At 52.5% G+C, this 22,238-nt stretch carries 7 protein-coding genes and 7 pseudogenes; 7 read left to right on the forward strand and 7 right to left on the reverse strand.

Annotation, left to right across the window (positions count from 1 at the left end; translation table 11 throughout):
• Positions 1 to 76 precede the first annotated feature (76 nt).
• From spt to GTU79_RS11420, 4 genes and pseudogenes are all read right to left on the reverse strand, one after another.
• Positions 77 to 1,247, reverse strand: a pseudogene (gene spt, locus GTU79_RS11405) (serine palmitoyltransferase).
• Positions 1,234 to 1,494: an acyl carrier protein gene (locus tag GTU79_RS11410; RefSeq protein WP_132922136.1), complete on the reverse strand. Its 261-nt coding sequence runs from the start codon at positions 1,492 to 1,494 to the stop codon at positions 1,234 to 1,236. The pseudogene spt and the gene GTU79_RS11410 overlap by 14 nt, the downstream one beginning before the upstream one ends.
• Before the next feature lie 29 nt (positions 1,495 to 1,523).
• Positions 1,524 to 2,440 (reverse strand): annotated as a pseudogene (locus GTU79_RS11415) (NAD-dependent epimerase/dehydratase family protein).
• A 186-nt stretch (positions 2,441 to 2,626) separates the two neighbouring features.
• Complete coding sequence (locus GTU79_RS11420; RefSeq protein ID WP_253073541.1) at positions 2,627 to 4,366, reverse strand: fatty acyl-AMP ligase; 1,740 nt, start codon at positions 4,364 to 4,366, stop codon at positions 2,627 to 2,629.
• A 553-nt stretch (positions 4,367 to 4,919) separates the two neighbouring features.
• On the opposite strand from GTU79_RS11420, the pseudogene GTU79_RS11425 reads away from it, so the two are divergent.
• Both GTU79_RS11425 and GTU79_RS11430 read left to right on the forward strand, forming a co-directional pair.
• Positions 4,920 to 6,022, forward strand: a pseudogene (locus tag GTU79_RS11425) (N-acetyltransferase).
• Between the two features lie 250 nt (positions 6,023 to 6,272).
• Positions 6,273 to 6,632 carry a diacylglycerol kinase gene (locus GTU79_RS11430; RefSeq protein WP_203521832.1) on the forward strand — a complete coding sequence of 120 codons (360 nt, stop codon included), beginning with the start codon at positions 6,273 to 6,275 and terminating at the stop codon, positions 6,630 to 6,632.
• Positions 6,633 to 6,676: 44 nt separating this feature from the next.
• Here the strand turns inward: GTU79_RS11430 and GTU79_RS11435 are convergent, their stop codons facing one another.
• Both GTU79_RS11435 and GTU79_RS11440 read right to left on the reverse strand, forming a co-directional pair.
• Complete coding sequence (locus GTU79_RS11435) at positions 6,677 to 7,432, reverse strand: nucleoside/nucleotide kinase family protein (protein WP_132922131.1); 756 nt, start codon at positions 7,430 to 7,432, stop codon at positions 6,677 to 6,679.
• 44 nt (positions 7,433 to 7,476) lie between these two features.
• A pseudogene (locus tag GTU79_RS11440) lies at positions 7,477 to 8,194 on the reverse strand (nucleoside/nucleotide kinase family protein).
• Positions 8,195 to 8,344: 150 nt separating this feature from the next.
• Here GTU79_RS11440 and GTU79_RS11445 point away from each other — a divergent pair.
• Positions 8,345 to 9,070 (forward strand): nucleoside/nucleotide kinase family protein, encoded by a 726-nt coding sequence (locus GTU79_RS11445; RefSeq protein WP_132922129.1) that lies wholly within the window; start codon positions 8,345 to 8,347, stop codon positions 9,068 to 9,070.
• 55 nt (positions 9,071 to 9,125) lie between these two features.
• Here the strand turns inward: GTU79_RS11445 and GTU79_RS11450 are convergent, their stop codons facing one another.
• Positions 9,126 to 9,767 carry an SDR family oxidoreductase gene (locus tag GTU79_RS11450; RefSeq protein WP_203521830.1) on the reverse strand — a complete coding sequence of 214 codons (642 nt, stop codon included), beginning with the start codon at positions 9,765 to 9,767 and terminating at the stop codon, positions 9,126 to 9,128.
• Positions 9,768 to 10,178: 411 nt separating this feature from the next.
• On the opposite strand from GTU79_RS11450, the pseudogene katG reads away from it, so the two are divergent.
• The 4 genes and pseudogenes from katG (at position 10,179) to pbpC (ending at position 22,070) form a co-directional block, all read left to right on the forward strand.
• Positions 10,179 to 12,388, forward strand: a pseudogene (gene katG, locus GTU79_RS11455) (catalase/peroxidase HPI).
• Positions 12,389 to 12,595: 207 nt separating this feature from the next.
• On the forward strand, positions 12,596 to 12,928 hold the full coding sequence (locus GTU79_RS11460) for a YebG family protein (protein ID WP_132922126.1): 333 nt from the start codon (positions 12,596 to 12,598) through the stop codon (positions 12,926 to 12,928).
• 699 nt (positions 12,929 to 13,627) lie between these two features.
• Positions 13,628 to 19,645 (forward strand): annotated as a pseudogene (locus tag GTU79_RS11465) (alpha-2-macroglobulin family protein).
• A gap of 57 nt (positions 19,646 to 19,702) precedes the next feature.
• Positions 19,703 to 22,070 (forward strand): annotated as a pseudogene (gene pbpC / locus GTU79_RS11470) (penicillin-binding protein 1C).
• Positions 22,071 to 22,238: the final 168 nt, after the last annotated feature.

A 22,238-nucleotide genomic window follows, 5' to 3' on the forward strand; every position in this document is an offset into this window, starting at 1 on the left:
AGGTGGTTAAGTTCATTTGCGAGCTTTGCTGCTCATGGTTGGCCCATGAGCAGTATGGATACCGCTTTGCGCGGTATCATTGTTTGAGTTCAGCAAAGGCCTGAATAATTGTGTCGATTTGCTCTTCGCTGTGCGCCGCATTGACGCTGCAGCGCAGCAGAGTGATGCCTGCCGGCGCCGCCGGTGGCAACACGAGGTTTACATAAACACCATTTGCTATCAGGTCGCGCCACAGACGCAGACCCACTTCTTTGGAGCCAATCATGACAGGAACTACCGGGCTGATGCGTGGGCCCAGCTCGTAGCCGAGCTTGGCAAGACCATGATAAAGCCTATGCGCATTGCTCCAAAGTTTTTCGCGTAGCTCCGGGTGTTGCGCAATGGTTTTTAACGAGGAGCGCACAGAGGCGATGCTTGACGGCGATGGTGAAGCGGTGAAAATGTAAGGGCGGCTGCAATAGCGCAGAACGTCCATCGCTTTAGAGCCGACGGCAAAACCGCCGATTGAGGCCAGGCTCTTGCTAAAAGTGCCTAATACGATATCAACATCCTGCTCAACGCCCAGCTCTTGAGCAAGGCCTCGGCCGCCGGCGCCCATGACGCCGAAGGAATGAGCTTCATCTACCAATAAATAGCCGCCAAGGCGCCGTTTGATGTCGACAATTTCCACCAACGGAGCAACATCCCCCAGCATGCTATAAATACCTTCAACGATAATTATCGCATCTCGCGCACGCTCGCCAAGACGCACCATGCGGCGCTCCAGATCCTGGGCATCATTGTGGCGGAAACGAATAATTTGCGCGCCTCCCAGGGCACAAGCGTCATAGATACTTGCGTGGCAGTCCGCGTCTATCAATACGACGGCGCTAGGGTCGGCAAGCGTGCTGATGACTCCTAGGTTAGCGGTATAGCCGGTAGAGAATACGATGGCGGTAGGCCGGTCAAAAAGCAGCTAACTCATGCTCTAAGGTCAGGTGCGAGCCATAACTACCGTTAGCCATGCGTGACCCGGTGGTCCCGGTGCCCTGGGCTGCCAAAGCAGCTTGGCCGTCCGCAATGGCTTGGGCATTGAAGGTCAGGCCCAGGTAGTTATTTGTGCCTGCCAGAACTATTTTCTGTTTGCCAATGCGTCCTTCAGTTGCTGAGTAGATCTCATCAATACAAATACCAAAGGGATTCAGGCCGGATGTTTGGAATTGCTCTCGTTCGCCGGCAAGACGTGCAAATTTATCATAAAGGCCCATCGATGTTCTCCATATGTGGGAGTAGGGCATCCAACAACTGCTCAGGTGTTCTAACGTTCAACAAGATATTTATCGGGATTGAAATATCTAATTTGTCTTCTAACATCATCAAGAGGGTCATCACTTTTATGGACTCCAGACCAAGGTCATTGACGAGATCGCTGTCTGGCTTTATCTCTTGATCGCCTTCGACCATACCCTGTAAGCACTCAACGATATAATCCATCATAACTTCACGATTTAGCATAGAATTTTGACCTACCTATATCAAGATAATCAAAATAGTCCTTCACGCAGGGCGCGTTCCAAACCAATTTTGGAATCCAGTTAATATATTCTGACAAGCTTTTATTGCTTGCAGACCAGTCTTGATGTGTTAATTCACGGATTTTATTGTGGGTTAGCATCGGTTCTTTTCTTGCTAAACGGTTCGATAGCATGCTTACCTCGGCAATCAGTTTGAGCAAAGGTAAAGGAATCCCGATTAACCGCACTGGACCATTACGCACCGCAGCGCCTATTTCCTGTAGGCGCTGCCAGCTATAACCACCGGTAATACCGTCGCAGAGTTCAAAGGGATGTGCTTGCGGTTGCTCCACCATTAACCATTGGCTAACGGCTTGCGCTAAATCGCTCACATGCAGGAACGATAGCTGTGCTTCCGGCGCACCAAGTCGAAGCAGTACTCCGCGCAATAGCCAGCTAAATAAAGGTTTTAATTCTTTATCGCCCGGCCCATAAACCGCCGTCGGGCGAAAAATACCCAAAGAAATAGTCGAGGCCATGGTTATTAATTGCTGTTCGGCAACATATTTTGAATTCGCATACCAAGACAGTTCGGGATGGCGGGCGGCAAGCGAAGACATGAACAAGAAACGCTTGCAACTGCCGCTTTCCTTGGCCGCCTGCATTAGGCTTAAGCTGCCTGTCACATTACAACTGGTAAAGGTTTCTTCCGTGTGCCCGCGAACTTGACCTGCGCAATGCACGACATGGTCAGCGCCGCTAACCAGTTCTGCGAGAGAATGTTGATCTTCCAGTGCGCCTTGAACCCAGGTGAAATGGTCGTTAGTCGACGCCTTACGTGCGGTTCTGGTTAAAGCCCGCACGGTAAAGCCGTGCGAGAGCAGAGTTTCGGCAATGTGCTTACCAATAACACCTGTCACACCTGTAACTGCAACCGTTCTTGTCATTGCGCAAAACCTGCTGACCCTATCTGTGAGCTCATTACTCTCCTAAAGTAACGTTTCTTACCTTGTTGGTTGAGTCTTTACGTGCGGTTCTGGCTAAGTCCCGCACTGTAAAAAACCGTGTGAGCAGATTTTCGGCGATATGCTTACCGATAACACCTGTTACACCTGTCACTGCAGCCGCTCTCATTATTGCGCATAGCCGGTAGTCCCTATCTGCAGGTTGAGCAATTCGGTAAGGTATCGCTTCTTAGCCTCAGCGCGCGCAGGCTTCCCTGAGGAGGTCCGAGGGATGCTATGCGGCGGCAGTAATTCAATATCCACAGCAACGCCGAACTCGCTTTGAATGCGCGCTGTCAAGGTATGGATGATTTGCTTGCGACGCTCTTCAGAACTAACCCTGCACTGGATCTGCAAAATAATCTTGGCGCCCTCGTCGTGCTCTTGGGTGGCGACGAAGGCGATTGCATCCCCCGAGCGGATTTCCGGCTCCGATTCCGCAACATATTCAATATCTTGAGGCCAAATGTTACGGCCACGAATGATAATCAGATCTTTTTTACGGCCTGTTATGTAGAGATTTCCGTCAAACAGGTAACCTAAATCACCGGTATCCATCCATCCTGTCGCCTGGATTTGCTGCATTGAAGCAGCATCCCGGAAATATCCGCTCATTAAGCTGGGGCCTGAAATACAGATGTGGCCCACCTCCCGTTCTCGAAGCGGTGTACCGGTTTCGCTACGGATTTCAATACGATGGCAGGGAAGCGCCTTGCCGCAATTGACAAAAGTTGCAAAGGCACGGGTGTTTTTGGTAGGCGCTACAGCTTTACCTTCGTACTCCAAAATTTCGCGGTCGACCTCGTTGACCTGCGGGCCGGATGCCTGTTCGAAAAAGCTTACCGCAAGCGTATTTTCGGCTAAACCATAGCAGGGCATAAAAGCCTTGCTATCAAAATGGACATCGCTGAAATGTTCGCTGAACTGACGGAGCAGCTCTCCCGGAATGGGTTCAGCCCCCACACCAGCCACTCGCCAACTGGAGAGATTGAGTTCGGCCAGTTCTTTCTCGTTACTGCGGCGTAAGCATAATTCGTAGCCAAATGGCGGAGCAACGGAGATGGTCGCCCGGTTTTTACTGATCAGTTTTAGCCATTGCAGCGGACGCATTGCAAAATCTTGTGTGCGCAGGTAGTCAACGGATACCTGGGTGGCCACAGGAGTCAGTAGGCAACCTACCAGCCCCATGTCGTGATAAAAGGGTAACCAAGAGACGCAACGATCACCCGGACGTAACTTGATACCGTCATGGCTGATAACCTGCAGGTTAGCCATAACAGAACGCTGGGTTACTATCACGCCGCGGGGGAAGCGCGTGCTACCCGACGTATATTGGAGATAGGCAATGTCGTCTGGTGATGGAGGCTGCAGTTCAACATCCTTCTCTGGCAACGCATCTAAATCGTCATTGCTAAGGATATGTGCAGGCGGCGCATCGCCGCTGGCGGACCTAATCAGCGGCAGCCATTCATCACCACTGATGATAGCCGCGGGCTTACAGCTTTTTATCAGACCCTGGAGCTTATCGATATAGGAGGTACGCTGCCCCACCCCCATAGGGATGGCAAGCGGCACCGCGACTAATCCAGCATATTGGCAGGCAAAAAAAGCTTCAACGAAACCCACACTGGTTTCAGCGATAAGCGCAACACGGTCACCTTTGTTGAGATTCAGCGATAATAGGCGCTTTGCGCCCATGATCGCACGGCGTTGTAGCATTCGATATTCCAGCACAGCCACTAGCTGATTACGTCGATCGTAAAAATTCATACCTGTGCTTCCCTGAGCGGCGTAGTCTAAGGCCTCCACCAGGGATGGGAAGTCTGCAAAGCGCATGGGAAGAGAGTGGGCGGAGCTTGTTTCAAACATATACAATACAGCCTTAGATTTAAAATCAGCCAATAATACAGACAACTAATGATGTGAGAGCGGGAGTCTTTGTAAGCTTTTGTATAAGACATTGTTTTTTTATTTATCATTTTATAGTACCTAATACAAGCTCCTATTGTAGCAGTATCTTCCAATCTGCTTTAAATTGTGTTATTTCAGTGAAAAAAGCATTAAGTGGTAAAGGATGGCAATGTATATCCAGATAATGTCAAAAGGCATATAGAATGCGTTGAGAGGATCTGGCTTGCGCGGCTCTGAAACTCAATAATGCCAAGCATAATATGCCTAGCGCAAGGATAAACGTACTTGCCATCACATTTTCAGCAGGTTCGGTAGGTGGGGATCAAAATATAACAGGGATTCTTTTGACTGGGCTTCGCTAAGGTAATAATTGCTTTTTTGTCCTTACGAGCTCCTTAGGGAAGAATTAGCCATCAAGAGAGCACAGACTGGATAATATATGCCGGTTTATTGTGCTTTTTTCAGTAAATTCTAGAGATTTAAGGGTGTTTATGGTCCGCATTGAAAAATCATGGACAAGCGTGGGCTTAAGGCATTCATCGCTTTTCCTTCTTCACTATATCGCGATGATCCAAATTGGATTGAACCCTTGTATCTCGAGCGTGCAGAGCATCTTTCTCACAAAAATCCAGGTACTAAACATATCGAATGGCAAGCGTGGGTAGCTAAAAAGGGGATAAGATTGTCGGGCGGATAACCGCTCAAATCGATACCTTGCACCGCGAACTTTATGGTGAGGATACCGGGCATTTTGGGATGATTGATGCCATCGATGATCAAGAAGTATTCAGTGCGCTATTTGCTGCTGCAGAAGAATGGTTGCAGTCTAAAGGAGCACGAAAAATCACCGGGCCGTTCAGTCTTAATATTAACCAGGAAAGCGGCTTGCTGGTTGATGGGTTTGATACTCCTCCGTCTGCATTAATGACGCACGGCAAGCCTTATTATGCCGCGGGTGTGGAGCAGCAAGGATATGCGCAAGGCATTGATTTGCTGGCCTACTGGATGCAGCTTGCAAGCCTGCATTTTCCTCCTGTATTAATCAAGCTTATGGAGCAAGCGCGCAAAAAGGTGACCATCCGCCGGCTCAATCGTAAGCATTTTAGTGAGGAAATGCAGATTCTGCGTCAGATCTTCAACTCTGGCTGGCAGAACAACTGGGGATTTGTACCCTTTACCGAGCTTGAGTTTGCCACCATGGGGGAGCAACTAAAGTTCTTGGTGCCGGACGACATGATTTATATTGCCGAGATAGACGCCGTTCCTTGTGCCTTTATTGTTGGTTTGCCAAATATCAATGAGGCTATCGCAGATTTAGATGGGCGTTTACTCCCCTTTGGCTGGGCGAAGCTATTATGGCGTCTGAAAGTTCGTGGTGTACGTACCGCCAGAGTGCCCTTGATGGGGGTTCGCCAAGAGTACCAATTCAGTCGTCTGGGGCCGGTTATGGCGCTGCTGTTGATTGAGGCGCTACGTGACTCCTTTGCGAAGCGGAATATCGATGCTTTAGAGATGTCTTGGATCCTAGAGTCTAATGCCGGCATGCGGACGATATTGGAGCGGATTGGTGCGATTCCCTATAAGCGTTATCGTTTGTACGAAAAGCAGCTTTAACCCGGCGTATAGGCGTCGTCTTGTCCTTGAGGGCTTCACGTAGATGAGAAGGGCTGGCGCGTAAGGTGCCCGCCTTGCCCCTGGGAACGTCTAGCCTGGGGTGCCTTTGGCCGGTTGTAAGTCAACGCTGGCAAGTGAACGGCGATTTAATAGGTTATGTGTAATGTTTTTGTCGCTAAACATTAGCATATCTAATCGGTTGTCATGAGATAACGCCCGTTCGCTTTCGTTTTTATAAGAGCAAAAATTCATGACATTTGAGAAGAAGAAAGGCATCAAACGATTAATAAGCAGTATAAATAACTCGCTGGCTGGGTTTGCTGATGCTTTGCTAACGGAAGATGCGTTTCGCCAGTTGTTTATTATTAACTCAGTATTAGTGATCATCGCATTTTTTTTGGACGTTACAAAGATAGAGCGCTTATTCTTAATTTCCAGCTGTTTTCTTTTACTGGTGGTTGAGTTACTTAACACAGCTATCGAAACCGTGGTAGATCGTGTTTCCTTGGATTTACATCCCCTATCAAAGCGGGCAAAAGATTTGGGTGGCGCGGCGCAGTTAGTAACAGTAGTGATGACGATAATAATTTGGTTAATTATTATTTTTTGATGCTTATGGAGTCCACACTGCAGTGTACGGCAAAAGCAATGTGGTTACGCGATGGCTTTATCCCTGCGCCGAGAGGCTACGGCAACTGAAGATATGGCATCCAATGCTTTTTCCAGCACCTCGCTGTAGGGCGCTCTGGCATCCAGATCGAGTATTTTTGAGCCATTGTACCGAAGCTTGACCATGACGCCGATTTTATCCCGCAGTTCCTCGTAACTATGGTCCGGTTTACGCGAAAAGGCGGTGCCGACATCAATATCAAGGCGAATGATTAATTCGGGGCGGCATAACGCCATCTGCTGATACAATCGCCGCTCGCGAGCCGCTAAACGCGTCATCAGCCAGCCCGCTACGCGCTCCACGCCAATGCCGGGCCCATCATAATAAAACCCTGAAACCTCTGCCTGCGGATAGCGATCGCTGATAACCAACACGCCGCTCTGGGCCAGACGCTGTACCTTGCGTAGATTAGCCGCACGAAACAGTGAGAACCCGTACATGATCAACGCAGCCCAGAGCGCCGGAGACTTGCTGCTCATGTTCTGAGTCTTCCCGGACTTGGCGGCCAGGCGCCGCTCGAGCCATACGCCAATCAAAGGCAGATGTTTGATTTTATCGCCGGTCTCACCGGAGAGGAGCCCTAAGTAACGACGCTCGGTCACCCAATGTGTCCGCAGATGTTTTTCCAGGTCCGCGGTCAGTGTCGATTTACCCGTGCCGTCACAGCCCACTACCGCAACAAGCCCGGCAATATAGGCCGGGGAAGGTTCGTTTGTTGTATTCAAGCTATCTGTTTGCATTTATTTCAATATATTAAAAGGTAGTCATAAGCCGAAACCCGTGACTACGAAAGAGAGGTCCGAATCGCACGTAACGACTCGTCAAGAATTTCACTCGCCGGCGCTCGGCCATCTAAGTCAAGAATCTTCGCGCCATTAAAAGTAAGGTGCGGTATGACGGTAATCTTCTCACGTAAAACGGAGATCTTGTGATCAGGCTTGCGCGAATGCGCCGTTTGTTCATCAATATCCAGCCGAATCAATAACAGTGGCTGATAAGAGGCCATCCACCGGTAGAGTTTTTGCTCATGTTTTCTCAGCGCGCGCACCCAACCGTTACCACCAACCGTTTTTGCCAGCTGCGGACCATCAAAGCGAAACCCGGCCACTTCAGCTTGCGGGTAACGATCTGTAATCAGCAAATGCCCCTGTTGACTCTTCGCCAGCATTCGCCGGAATTTGTAGGCTCGCCAATAAGACAGTAGAAAGATCACCAGCGCCGTTACATTGCCTGGGGGTGTCGATGGATTATCATGTACCCGCTCAGACTTCGCCAGCAGATAGCGGCCAAAGGAAGCGCCAATAACGGGTAGGCTGCTGATCCATTCGCCTATGCGTCCCGACGACTGCCCAAGATAAAACAATTCCGTCGAGCTTTGGCCTTGGGAAGAGGTGGCTTACCAGACTGGCGGCTAAAGTCGATTTACCGGAACCATCACAACCCGTTATTGCTATCACTCGCAGCGGAGCATTATTGGCAGGAGGGCTAATCTGTTGACTCACATCAAAAATCCAATATCTAAAAAATCTATTGTATGCTAATCCTTCCTGGGTTCAAGATATTTGTTCCACTTGGCCGTAACAACAACTAATAGCGATTTTCCCCTTTTCAAACGATATATTCCTGGGGATTTCTAAATAAGAGAGTGTTTTATGCATTCAAAACTCCCACCGATCATAGCGGTTATTGGCAGCGATGGTTCCGGAAAATCCACTGTCTGCGAACATCTTATTGACTATGTAAAAAAATATGGGCCCGCGGCAAGGGTTCACTTGGGTAAACAAGCAGGAAATGTCGCCCGTGCGATGGTGAAGCTCCCCGTTTTAGGTAATTCCCTAGGCAAGTCTATTGAAGTTAATAAGGCCAATATAACCAAGTCTCTTCCCGGCCCGCTGCCTGCCTTGGTCATCATGTCTTTCGTGCTGCGGCGATTATTGCGCTTTCGTCGCATGCTGGCTTTTCGTCGGCGCGGGCTACTGATCTTGACCGATCGTTTTCCACAGGTGCAAATCCCGGGTGGTTATGATGGCACGGTACTTCCGGCCAATGCGCCGGGCAGCCGCTTTGTTACCTGGCTGGCGGGCCGCGAACGTGCTGCTTTTCGATGGATGGCCGGCCATAAGCCGGATTTGGTGCTAAAACTGAATGTTGATCTTGAAGTTGCCTGCGCCCGCAAGCCCGATCATCGACAAGAATCCCTTGCCAAAAAAATTGCCGTTACTCCGCTGCTGACTTTCGAAGGCGCCCAAATTGTCGATATCGACGCCAATAAGTCCCTTGATGAAGTGTTTTGCGCCGCTGAAGAGGCCGTATCGAAGTTTATGGCATCGCGTGGATATAGCTATGTTGACGAAGGTAAGCCCGCCGTCAACCCATAGCCATTATCCACTCCCGCAGGAACCGACGTTTCCATTAGGCATGATTGTGCGGCGATTAGTACCAAGACGGCTTGTCACCATCGGTGCCCGGCTTGTTAATGCCCACGGAGGCCCGCACGTCGCGCGTCGGATCTTGCGCCAGTTTCACGACAAGATCGGCAACGCTCTGGCGGGAGACTTCGGTACCCTTGAATGGCTCCCCCTTCTGGGTGAGCTCATAATCCACCTCGTCGCTGTCGGTCAGCCAGGCTGGCCGCACAATCGTGAAGTCGAGCTTCGAGGACTCGATAACCTTGGCGGCTGCGCTGTAGGGTTCGAGATAGCCGTCATCGAGCATTTCATGGTTCCACCTGCCGAATGCGCCTGGGACCTCGTCATAGATACCCAGGGTTGAGATCCAGATCAGACGCCCTACGCCCGCAGCTTCAAGCGCCTCGACCACCGATTTGGCCTGCTCCTCGATATTGTCGCCCGCCAGATTGGCGTAAACGACGTCTTGTCCTCGTGCCACTTCCTGCAAATGGCGCGTGTCCGTGACATCGCCTTCGATGACTTCAACACTATCGCCCGCAAGCTTCTGCAGACGTCCCGACTTTCGCAGATAGAGTGTAAGAATGACACCTTCCTGCCCGAGAAACTGATGGATCGCGTGCCGCGCTATCTTTCCGGCAGCACCAAGAACGAGAATCTTGCTCATGACGGGCTCCTTTTCCTCGATATCTCCCCATTGGAGAATTACGTTTAAAGGCCATCCGCCGCCGCAGCCCGTGGCCGCTTGCAACCTCAAGGAGCGTGCGCGCCAAAACGAGGAAAGATATGCGACCCAGGCTTATCGACCACTTCGGCGGCCATAAAGCCGAGATATGATCCTACCCTAACTGCGGGGTTAATGCGTACGCGGGCTTTTCTGATTTTGCGTCTCCGACAGGGAATAATTTTGTCATTAACTGGCAATATAGGGTAAAGGCGACTGCTTTCATGATTAAAACCCGGGGGATGGACGCTGAAATCCCATGGTAAGGTCTATCAAATACATAGGGTAATTCAGCTGTGACTGAGTGAAATCCGCGTATAGAGTAGCATTGAGAATACTTAAAAGGAGCATGTCATGAGCAATTCTATCGATGAAGATGCAAAAGATGCAAAGCCTATCGTTGAAGCAGATAGAGAAGCATCTGCTAGTAAATGTCCTTTTCATGAGGGAAACTCTAATAAGACGTCCGGCGGCGGGACAAGCAATCGGGACTGGTGGCCTAACCAGCTTAGAGTCGACCTCCTGACACAGCACTCAAACCGCTCCAACCCCTTGGGTGAATCGTTTGATTATCGTAAGGAATTCGCCAAGCTAGACTATTCGGCGCTCAAGGCCGATCTCAAAGCGCTGCTCACTGATTCGCAACCCTGGTGGCCCGCCGACTGGGGCAGCTATATCGGCCTTTTCATCCGCTTGGCGTGGCACAGCGCAGGGACGTATCGCTCCGTCGACGGGCGCGGTGGTTCGGGCCGCGGCCAGCAGCGCTTCGCGCCTTTGAACTCCTGGCCGGATAATGTGAGCCTCGACAAAGCGCGCCGCTTGCTGTGGCCGGTGAAGCAAAAATATGGTCAAAAATTTCCTGGGCCGACCTCTATATCCTCGCAGGCAACGTCGCTTTGGAAAATTCCGGTTTCCGTACCTTTGGCTTTGGCGCCGGGCGTGAAGACGTATGGGAACCCGATCTGGACGTGAACTGGGGCGACGAGACAACCTGGCTTGAACACCGCCATCCTGAATTGCTGGCCCAATCGCCGTTGGGCGCAACGGAAATGGGGCTGATTTACGTCAATCCCGAAGGCCCGAATCACAGTGGCGATCCTGCCTCGGCAGCCCCGGCTATCCGTGCCACCTTCGGCAATATGGGGATGAACGATGAAGAGATTGTTGCGTTAATCGCCGGTGGTCATACGCTGGGCAAAACCCATGGCGCAGGTCCCGCCACTCATGTCGGTGTCGACCCTGAAACCGCGCCTATTGAAGCGCAAGGCCTGGGCTGGGCAAGCAGTTATGGAACCGGCGCCGGGGCTGATGCCATCACTTCCGGCCTGGAAGTGGCCTGGTCTCAGACGCCAACGCAGTGGAGCCATAACTTCTTCGAAAATCTCTTCAAATTTGAATGGGTACAGACACGCAGTCCCGCCGGCGCTATCCAGTTTGAGGCCAAAGATGCGCCGGAGAGTATTCCCGACCCGTTCGATGCGGCGAAGAAGCGTAAACCTACCATGCTGGTCACCGATCTGACGCTTCGTTTCGATCCGGAGTTTGAGAAGATATCCCGTCGTTTCCATGGCGATCCGCAGTCCTTCAATGAAGCTTTCGCGCGGGCGTGGTACAAATTGACCCACAGGGACATGGGGCCAAAAGCGCGATATATCGGTCCGGAAGTGCCAAAAGAAGACTTAATCTGGCAAGACCCTCTGCCGGCCCCGGTGTATCAGCCGACGGCCGCCGATATCGAACTGCTGAAAGAAAAAATCGCTGCTTCCGGCCTTACCGTCGGTGAACTGACCTCGGTGGCGTGGGCTTCGGCTTCAACCTTTCGCGGCGGTGACAAGCGGGGCGGCGCAAACGGCGCACGGCTGGCGCTGCTGCCGCAAAGAGAATGGAGTGTAAACGCCATCGCCGCCCGCGTACTCCCCACTTTGGAATCGATACAACAATCATTCCAGAAAGCTTCTCTGGCGGATGTGATCGTCCTGTCCGGCGTGGTGGGTGTTGAACAGGCAGCGAAAGCGGTCAACGTTGAGATTGAAGTGCCTTTCACCGCCGGTCGCGTGGATGCCCGCCAGGATCAGACTGATATTGAATCGTTCGAATTCCTCAAACCAAAAGCGGATGCTTTCCGTAACTATCGCGGTGTTGCCGACGGCACATCCACTGAAAATCTCCTCATCGACAAGGCTCAGCAGCTTACGCTGACCGTGCCGGAATTAACGGTGCTTATCGGTGGACTGCGGGTGCTTGGAGCAAACTACGATGGCAGCCGGCAAGGTGTTTTCACGCACAACGTGGGCGAGCTTAACACTGACTTCTTCGTAAACCTGCTCGATATGCGCACTGAATGGAAAGCAACAGACTCCTCCGGAGAACGCTTCGAAGGACGCGATCGCCTCAGCGGAGAGGTCAAATTTACCGCAACCCGTGCCGACCTGGTATTTGGTTCGAATGCCGTATTGCGCGCTTGCGCGGAGGTTTACGCCAGCAGCGACGCCAAAGAAAAATTTGTTAAGGACTTTGTCGCGGCCTGGACGAAGGTGATGAATCTGGATCGATTCGACATCTGAGCGGCATTGACCGGTTGCAAAGACTGAAATCACCACGCAAATAGCCCGCGTCAGGGAACTGAGGCGGGCTGAGCTTGTTGACAATATGTCCCGCCTTCTTGACTCCGGGTATATTTGTCAGCAGTCTGAGCCTGCCGTTAAATGTGTAGTGGACGATGAGCGGCATTTGCTGATATACTGTTTATAATTACAGTATTGGAGGCGGTTATGGCTATTGAAATAAAATATGTGGTCGTCAGAAAGGGTGAAGAGAAAATGACATTTGCCAGTAAGAAAGAAGCTGAGGCCTACGACAAGATGCTTGATATGGCTGAAGCGTTCAGCGACTGGCTGTTGAACAGCGGGATGCAGCTGGATGAAACGCAGGCTGAAAATCTGGGTCTCTATCTGGCCGAGCATAAAGATAATGTTCAGCATATCCTGCGTACCAGCAAATTGCCGGAAGCCGCCGGCGCTCAGGCTCCTTCAGATGAACCGGAAAGCATGGATGCCGATGCTGATGCCGGCACAAAAAAGATCAGGGCGGTGAAAGCAGCCTGATCCCTTCGATAGTTACACAAGTACTGAACAGCGCCGTTAGTGAGAACCCTGGCGGCGTTGATGCATGAAAAGCAGCACATACCCGCCAGAACACACGCATACCCAGTCCGGCTTTACCGGCAAGATCCCCGCTTTACACTCGCCGATAACGATGCCTATCATATTCCCATGCCAAATATTTTCAGGTGGTAAGCGAGCGCTATGACCTCGGCCCGCCACAGGGTGGGCGCGTGTTATTTCCGGTAATAAAAACGGATAGTGGAATCATGATGTCTTACCTATTGTGTGACTTGCATCATATTTAAATAATTGTCAGCCGCGGTGTGCCCGCGTCTTAATAATGGTATTCTTCAACCTCAGCCATTAATGATGTTGCGTCGTCGATACAGGACTTTAGCCAAGAAACCAGGGCCTTAGCCAGGGAACGTTCTCGCGGGATGTTATAATTGTTTTATATACCTGTCGCGATTATTAAATGTTAAATATAACAACTGGGTGTTTATGTATAACGTCGGCGCGATTAAAAATCGGCCGAGCCTATGGCGATTCAGTTTCAGTATAGGTAAAATGACGATGTCACAATTGCTCACTGCTATAATAATTTTTCTAAATAACATTACTTCTTAGCGTATTACTTTATTTTATTTTTTTATTAAGTTGAACAAATATCCCTTAAAGGGATTAGGGATACCTCTACTAATGGATTTACTCAGATTCTTGCTACGCTTGCCCTTTACCCTGATAAAATGCGGCATTTGGGCGCTTTCCGTTATCCTGGCTCTGCTGTGCCGCGTTCTCAAGCCGATTGTCGGTAATATCGACTGGCGCGCGCCGGCCTGGTGGGTGGCGATGTCCGGCTGGCTCAGGCGCGGCTGTCAGCATGCCGACGGAGGGATGGACCGGCATCCGAAAGCCATCGGCATAACGATATTGGTCTTGGTTTGCGCCGCTGGCTCGGCCGTTTACGGCTGGCATTGGTGGCAAAACCGGCCGCAGCCGATGGTGCCGGCGCCGATGGTGTACCAAAATACCAGCATACGCGTCAGCAACCCTGAAACGGTGGATTACGCGGCGCAAAAGGCTGCGCCGCAGCGGGTCGTTTTTACTTTCAACAACTCCGCCGCACCGCTGACAGACGTAGGCAAAGTGGTGGGTAGAGGCATTTCGCTGAAACCGGCTATCGAGGGCGAGTGGCAATGGGTAAGCGGCGATACGCTAGTCTTCACGCCGAAAAATCCGTTGCCGATGGGCGCCGGCTATGAAGTGGATTTCACGCCCGGCCTCCTGCTCGCGCCGCAAAACAAGCTGAAGGTAACCGGTTATGGCTTCAGCGTACCGGAGTTCGATTATAAATTTGGCGAAGCCGAATATTACCAAGACCCGCAGGAGCCGCAGAAACGAAGCGCAATTTTCAACGTCAAATTCAATGCGCCGGTGGATGTCGCCAGTTTCGAAAAGCAAATCGCCCTCGGCCTGACCCAAGGCGGAGCCAAAACCGAATCAAAGCTCAATTATTCCGTGGTCTATGACCAGAAAAAGCTCAACGCCTGGGTGCATTCCGAACCGCTGAAATCCCTTGACCACGGCGGTTCGGTGCATATCGCCATCGGTAAGGGCGTAAAAGCTTCAGTGCCGTCGAATGCCACCACGCTGGCCCGTGAGAGCCGGGTTTCCGTACCGACGCTCTACAGCCTGAAGGTAAATGAAGCCAGCGCGCAGGTCGTCGACGCCGAGGGTGCGAAAGGCGAGCGCGCATTGATTATTGCTTTCAGCGATGCGGTTAAAGATAAAGACATTCGCCGCGCGGTGAAAGTCTGGTTGTTGCCGCAGCACAACCCCAATGATCATGAAACCGGTCAAGGCCCGGATGATTATGCCCACTGGGACGTGACGAGCGTTGAAAACAATGTATTCGCGTTATCCACGCCGCTGGATATCAAGCTTGATGAGGCGGAAAATGACGCCCAGCCGCAGTTCAGCTTCCGCTTCGATGCGCCTGCGCACCGCGCTATGCTGGTTGAAATCGATAATATATTGACCTCTTCCGGCGGCTATAAAATGCCGGAAAAGGTCTACCGTATCGTGCAGGTCCCGGATTATCCAAAATCCCTGCAATTCATGTCGCAAGGATCGCTGTTGTCGGTTAACGGCGACAAGCAAATCAGTATCGCGGCGCGTAATGTGTCGGGGCTGCGTCTCGATATCAAACGGGTGATCCCGAGCCAGCTGCAACATATCGTTTCATTCAAGAGCCGTGAATATTCATCGGCGGAATTCAACCGCCTGAATGACGAGTATTTTACCGAACACTTCAAATACCGGGCAGCGGTAAATAACGACAAACCGGGCGAGGTGAATTATCAGGGTGTCGATCTCTCGCGTTATTTATCCACCGATCCGAGCTCGCATCGCGGCGTCTTCCTGCTGACGCTCTCACCATGGGATCCGAAGGAAAAGAAAGATACCCCGGCCACCGATCATAGCTATCAATATCAGGAGGAATACTGGGGCGGAGATGAAGCGCCGGTCGGCGATTCGCGCTTTGTGGTCGTGACTGATTTGGGGATTATCGCCAAGCGTTCGCAGGATAAGACCCGCGACGTATTTGTGCAATCGATTCACAACGGTACGCCGGTCAACGGCGCCAAAGTGTCGGTTATCGCAAAAAACGGCGTCACGCTGCTGAATCAACCCCCCGGCGCCGAGGGCCATGTGCGTTTCCCGCCGCTGGATGTCTACACCAACGAGCGCCAGCCGGTCATATTCCTGGTGGAAAAAGAGGGCGATGTTTCATTTCTGCCAGCCGGTCGTAACAATGACCGCGGCCTGGACTTCTCACGTTTCGACGTCGACGGTGATGAAACGCCGGACGATCCGCGCACGCTGAGCAGTTATCTGTTCTCCGATCGTGGTGTGTACCGCCCGGGCGACACTTTTAATATCGGCCTGATTACCCGCGCTGCCGACTGGCGTACGGGATTAGCCGGCGTGCCGGTGCGCGCTGAAATTCACGACCCGCGCGACAAACTGATGAACACTATTCCACTGACGCTGGGCGACAGTGGCTTCAATGAGCTGAGCTACACCATCGACGACAATTCTCCGACGGGTGAATGGAACATCTATCTGTATCTGGTTGGCAAAAACAATGAATCGTCCACGCTGCTGGGTCATACCGCGGTGAACGTGAAAGAATTCGAGCCGGATCAACTGAAAGTGAAATTGCAATTGGTGCCGGACCGTAAGCAGGGTTGGGTCAAACCGTCGGAACTGCAGGCCAATATCGATGTCCAGAATCTGTTCGGGACGCCGGCGCAGGGCCGGCGGGCGACGTCGAAACTGACGTTGCGCCCCATGTATCCCAGCTTTGAGCAGTTCCCCGGATATGCGTTTTACGAAAACCGCCGCAACAGCGACGGGTTTTAGACCGAGCTTGAGGACCGCTCAACCGATGTCAGCGGCGCGGCGAATATACCGCTGGATCTTAAATCTTATGCTGACGCGACGTATCAGCTGCAATTGCTGTCAGAAGCCTTTGCGGCGGGCGGCGGACGTTCCGTGGCGGCCACAGCCCGCGTATTGGTGTCGCCTTATGACTATCTGGTCGGCGTGAAAGCGGATGGCGATTTAGGCTACATCAACCGCGCTGCCGTTCGGCATCTGGATATGATTGCCGTCGATCCCGCGCTTAAGCGCATTGCGTTGCCGGATTTGAAAATGGCGCTTATCGAGCAGAAATACATTTCGGTGCTGACCAAGCAGGATTCCGGCGTCTACAAATATCAGTCGAAACTGAAAGAAGTGCAGTTGTCGGAACAGCCGTTGGCGCTGAATGCGCAAAGCAATGACATAACCCTTGCAACCGATAGGCCGGGCGATTTTGTGCTGGTGATTCAAAACGCCCAGGGCAAAGTGCTGAACCGCATAGCCTATACGGTCGCCGGCGACGCCAATCTCAGCCGTTCCCTGGATCGTAATGCTGAACTTAAGCTGAAGCTGAATTTGGCGAAATACCTGCCGGGCGATGAAATCGACGTGTCTATCAACGCGCCGTATACCGGCAGTGGATTGATTACCATCGAAAGGGAAAAAGTCTACAGCTGGCAGTGGTTCCACACCGATACCACCAGTTCGGTGCAGAAGATCCGCATTCCGGCCGGCATGGAAGGCAACGGCTATATCAACGTACAGTTCGTGCGTGACGTGAATTCCAATGAAATTTTCATGAGCCCGCTGAGCTATGGCGTCATGCCGTTCAGCGTCAGCACCCAGTCTCGTCAAAACTCTTTAAAAATTGCTGCGCCTGCTGTGATTAAACCGGGGGAAAATCTTCCGATAACCGTGAATACCGATGGCCCGCAGCAGGTTGCGCTGTTTGCTGTCGACGAAGGTATTTTGCAGGTGGGGCGTTATCGCCTGAAAGATCCGCTCGAGTACTTCTTCCGCAAACGCATATTGGGGGTTGAAAGCTCACAAATCCTTGACCTGATTCTGCCGGAGTTCAGCAAGTTTATGCAGCTGGCGGCTGCGCCGGGCGGTGACGGCGGCGAAGGGCTGGATGTCAATGTGAATCCGTTCAAACGCAAGCGCGACAAGCCGGTGGCATATTGGTCCGGTATTACCGAAGTAAACGGCGAGAAGCAGTTCGACTATCCGGTCCCGGATTACTTTAATGGCAGAATTCGCGTAATGGCGATTTCCGTGACGCCGGACAAAATCGGTAAAGCGCAGACCTCGGCGACCGTGCGCGACAGCGTCATTATGACGCCGAATGTGCCGTCGATGATCGCGCCCGGCGATGAATTCGATGTCAGCGTCGGTGTCAGTAACAACCTCGAAGGTCTGAACGCCGGCACAGTGCCTATTGCGGTGCATCTGACCGCTCCACCTCAGTTGGAAGTGGTCGGGAGCGCGGATCAAACCCTGTCTTTGGCTGAAAAACGTGAAGGCGTGATCAGCTTCCGCTTGCGCGCCAAAGCCGTTCCGGGCGATGCGCCGCTGGTATTTGATGCCCGGATCCTGAATAACGAATTCAGGGACATGACCAGCCGCCGAACCCTCAGCACCTCGGTGCGTCCGGCGATGCCATTCCGTACCCAATCCATCATGGGACGCATGAGCGGCAGCAGCCAGAGCGTCGATAATCTGCGCCAGATGTTCGATGCCTACGCGGTGCGCAAGGCGGCGGTCTCCAACTCGCCCTTAGTGCTGGCCGGCGGGTTGTCGCAATATCTGGCGGATTATCCCTATTACTGTTCCGAGCAGATTGTCAGCCGATCGATTCCGTTGATCCTTGAAGGTCTGCACCCGGAACTGCAAGGCAATACAAGCCAGGCAGAAAACAGTAAGCAGCTGAAAAACATGCTTGCCGTTCTGCGCTCGCGGCAGAATGGCAGCGGTGCGATTGGCCTGTGGCGCTCATCGCCGGAAACCGATCCGTTCGTGACGACGTATGTGGTGCAGTTCCTGCTGGAAGCTAAAGCCTCGGGATATGCCCTGCCAGCCGGTATGCTGGAAGAGGCCAACGCCTCATTGCGCGGGCTGGCCGCCAATCAGAATGAAAATTTATACTCTTTGCGTCTGCGCGCGTGGGCGGTTTATCTGCTGACCCGTCAGGGGGAAATCACCACCAGCCAGCTGGCTTCGGTGCAGGATACCTTACGGCAACGCTATCCTGACCGCTGGGCGACCGATCTCAGCGCATTGTATCTGGCATCGTCCTATCGTCTGTTGAAAATGGATGATGTGGCCAACACGTTGTTGCAGCCGACCTGGAAACAACTGAGCAATGCGTATGGAAAATCCTGGTGGACGCAGAATTACTTCGACCCGCTGGTACAGGATGCCACGCGGCTGTATCTGATCGCCCGCCACTTCCCGGAAAAAGTATCCTCGATTCCGCCGCAGGTGCTGGAAAATATGATCAGTGCTCTCAAAGAGGAGCGTTATACCACCTATTCATCGGCGATGAGTATTCTGGCGCTGGAGAGTTATTCCGCTCAGGTGGCGGCGCAAGCCAATATACCGGACGCGCTGAAAATCACGCAGATCGGCAAAAACAGCAATATCGGTCCTCAGGTGATTTCCAGCCTGCAGGGACTGTTCGCCAAAGGTCGCTTTACTGCCGATGCGCAAGCAATCCGCTTTGAAAATGATAACGAAGCGCCGGCCTGGTATGTGGTGACGCAGGCCGGTTACGATCTGAGTGCGCCGAAAAAAGCCATTTCGCGCGGTCTGGAAATTACTCGTGATTATACCGACGAACAGGGCAAACCTGTTACTCAGGTCACACTGGGACAGAAGATAAACGTTCATCTGAAAATCCGCGCCAACGCGAAAGAAGGCCAAAGCAATCTGGCGATTGTCGATTTATTGCCGGGCGGTTTTGAAGTGGTGCAGCAAACGCCGCCGGAACCGGAATCTGACGACAGCGACGGTGATGCTCCGGCCTCATGGCAATCGCCGCTGGCTGCATCCGGCTCCACCTGGGCGCCGGATTACAGCGATATTCGTGAGGATCGTGTTGTTATCTATGGCAGCGCCAGCACCGATGTGCAGGAGTTTATATACCAGATTAAAGCCACCAATACCGGCAGCTTCGTGATCCCGCCGGCTTATGGCGAAGCCATGTATGACCGCGAGATTCAGGCACTGTCGGTCAGCGACCGTAAGCTGGTGGTCGTGCCTGCTGACAGCGCGGCTGTGGCTAAAAAATAATAACTCAGGTCGCGCCCTTTCAGTGGCTGCGGGGCGTGACCTGTGCCGAGTAACAAAATGAACATTTTTCACTCTGTTCTCAAAGCAATTAAATACCTGCTGCAAAATATCGCCATGGCGGTTTTTCTACTGGCGCTGATCGCGTTGGCGTGCCGTCTGTATCCTCATCCGCCGCTTTCCCGGGAGCAGCCTTTTTCGTCTGTCTATTATGACCGGCAGGGTACGCTGATGCGTATCACTCTCGCTAATGACGACCGCTACCGTTTGTGGACACCGCTGGAACAGGTAACTCCATTGATGGTTCAAGGCTTGTTGCTGCATGAAGATCGCTGGTTTTACTACAACCCCGGCTTCAACCCGTTCAGCCTGATACGGGGTTTCTGGCGCAGTTATGTTGCGAGTGGACTAAGGCAGGGTGGCTCGACCATCACCATGCAACTGGCGCGCATGCGCTGGCATCTGAACACCCGCACACCGTCGGGCAAAATAATGCAGGTGCTGCGTGCGGTGCAGCTGGAATTGGCTTATTCCAAACACGACATTCTTGAAGCCTATCTTAACTACGCGCCGTATGGCCGCAATATCGAAAGCATAGGCGCGGGCAGCTTGATTTATTTTAATAAGGCGCCGAAAGATCTGACCTTGCCGGAGGCGCTGACGCTGGCCGTGTTGCCGCAATCGCCGAGTTACCGTATTGATGTCAAAACCGGCGTGTTAAGCGCCGTGCTGGTGCAGGCGCGCAACCGGCTCTTTCAACGCTGGCAGAAGTATTACTCAGCCGACAGCAGCCAGAACGCATTGTTCAGGTTGCCCCTGGCGCTGCGTCAGCCCGAGCAGATGCCTTATATCGCGCCGCATTTCATCGAGCAGCTCCGCCGGCAAAATCGGCAGTATATAGGCACGGATACCCGCATCGACACTACGCTGGATGCTGGTTTACAACGGCTTGTCGAGCGGCAGATTAATGCCTTTATACTCCGTAACGAGAGCCGTGGTATCCATAATGCCGCTGTGCTGCTGGTGGATACCCGTGATATGGGCATACGTGCGCTGGTGGGGTCGGCCGATTATTACAATCGCGGCATTCAGGGGCAAGTAAACGGCACTACTGCCAAACGTTCGCCGGGTTCGGCGCTCAAACCCTTTATTTATGCGCTGGGGATGGAGCAGGGGGGTGCTGCATCCGATGACCATCCTGAAAGATGTGCCGTCGGCATTTGGCGCCTATGCGCCTGAGAATTTTGACCGGCGTTTTCTCGGACCGGTCACCGGGACCGATGCCCTGAACTTCAGCCGTAATATTCCCGCCGTATATGTCGCTTCGCAGCTTCGGCGGCCGACGTTCTATCAGTTCCTGCGGGTTTCCGGCATCTCCAATATGTCCAGCGAGAACCACTATGGTCTGTCGCTGGTATTGGGCGGCGGCGAGGTGACGATGCAGGAATTGGCAAAACTGTATGCTTTACTGGCGAATCGTGGCGAACTCCTACCGCTGCGGATGCAAAAAAACGATCCGACCCCAGCGCCGACAAGGTTATTGAGCGAAGAAGCCAGTTTCATGACACTCGATATGCTGCGCCAGCACCGTCGTCCCGGCGATACGCTGGTACAGCAGCCCACTGCGTTGCCGGTGTACTGGAAAACCGGTACCTCGTGGGGGTTTCGCGATGCTTGGAGCGCCGGGATTTTTGGTCCCTATGTCTTGGTGGTGTGGGAAGGGAATTTCGATAGTAAAGGCAATAATGTGTTTGTTGGTACGGATGCCGCCGCACCGCTGTTCTTCAATATTATCGATAGCATCAACGCCAGTTATCCCGCTTTGCAAGAACCGAAACATCCGTTTCCCAAACAGCTCAAGCGGGTCGAAATCTGCCTCGCCAGCGGGGATTTATCCACACCCTGGTGTCAGCAGAAAGGAATAACCTGGTTTATTCCCGGTAAGTCTCCGATCAAGGTCGACACGGTTTACCGCCCGGTGCGGTTGGATAAACTGACCGGCGAGGTAGCCTGTCGGCCTTACAATGAAGAGGAAACCCGTATCGAAGTATTCGAGTTCTGGCCGTCGGATCTGGCAAACGTATTTGCGCAGGCCGGTTTGCCAAAGCGCAAGCCACCGGTGAATCGCTGTAAAGATGACGCTGTGGACGTCAGCGGAAATCCGCCGCGCATTACGTCACCTTTGCTGAATACCACTTATACGCTGAGGCAATCACAGCAGGGGCAAGACCGGATTTCATTTAATGCGGTAACGGATGCCGACAGCCAAACGGTGTACTGGTTTGTCGATGAGATCTATCTTGGCAGCTCCGCCAATAAATCGGCAATCGATTGGCGGCCCATCAATAAGGGACGCTATCGCATCCGGGCGGTCGACGATCGCGGACGCGCCGATAGCCGGTGGGTCAATATAGAGATTGTGGATTAGGGACCGGCTCGGGTAAGCGGCTTAGCGGGATTTGTCATATTGGAGAGCTTTGCCGCATGCAGGTATCAGGGTCAATGCTCAATCCAATCGGGATGACCCTGATTTGACCTTAAAGATGGGGCAGTCAATAGAACAACAAGGAGCGGGATGCAAGGAGTAGCCATGAGC

This window comes from Sodalis ligni (genome assembly GCF_016865525.2).
GTDB classification, from domain to species: Bacteria; Pseudomonadota; Gammaproteobacteria; order Enterobacterales; family Enterobacteriaceae; genus Acerihabitans; species Acerihabitans ligni.